At 50.0% G+C, this 410-nt stretch carries 4 tRNA genes; all 4 read right to left on the bottom strand.

Going from position 1 to position 410, the window contains the following annotated elements:
* Positions 1 to 12: 12 nt before the first annotated feature.
* The 4 genes from NEH75_RS13515 to NEH75_RS13500 all read right to left on the bottom strand — a co-directional run bounded on the left by NEH75_RS13515 (position 13) and on the right by NEH75_RS13500 (position 390).
* Positions 13 to 89: transfer RNA gene (locus NEH75_RS13515), tRNA-Glu, on the bottom strand.
* Positions 90 to 102: 13 nt separating this feature from the next.
* Positions 103 to 179: transfer RNA gene (locus tag NEH75_RS13510), tRNA-Arg, on the bottom strand.
* 8 nt (positions 180 to 187) lie between these two features.
* Positions 188 to 276, bottom strand: a tRNA-Leu gene (locus tag NEH75_RS13505).
* Positions 277 to 314: 38 nt separating this feature from the next.
* A tRNA-Lys gene (locus tag NEH75_RS13500) sits at positions 315 to 390 on the bottom strand.
* Positions 391 to 410: the final 20 nt, after the last annotated feature.

Raw genomic sequence — 410 nt, 5'->3', positions numbered from 1 at the left:
CGGCTTATATAATGGTGACCCGTACGGGATTCGAACCCGTGTATGCATGCGTGAAAGGCATGTGTGTTAAACCGCTTCACCAACGGGCCATTAAATGTTTAATGGCGCGCCCAAGAGGAGTCGAACCCCTAACCTTTTGATCCGTAGTCAAACGCTCTATCCAATTGAGCTATGGGCGCTATTTAGTTGGTGCCTAGGGCCGGAATCGAACCGGCACGGGTGTCACCACCCGCAGGATTTTAAGTCCTGTGCGTCTACCAGTTCCGCCACCCAGGCATTTCATTTATTTCAAGGCACGCGCCTATTTTTTAAAATGGTGTCCTGCAGAGGACTCGAACCTCTGACCCTCTGATTAAAAGTCAGATGCTCTACCAACTGAGCTAGCAGGACTTTTTAAAATGGCGGTCCAG

The organism is Turicibacter sp. T129 (assembly GCF_025594975.1).
In the GTDB taxonomy this organism is placed as follows: domain Bacteria; phylum Bacillota_I; class Bacilli_A; order MOL361; family Turicibacteraceae; genus Turicibacter; species Turicibacter bilis.
Note: the sequence above shows the minus strand (reverse complement) of the source record. Positions and strands in the feature narration are given on the sequence as shown.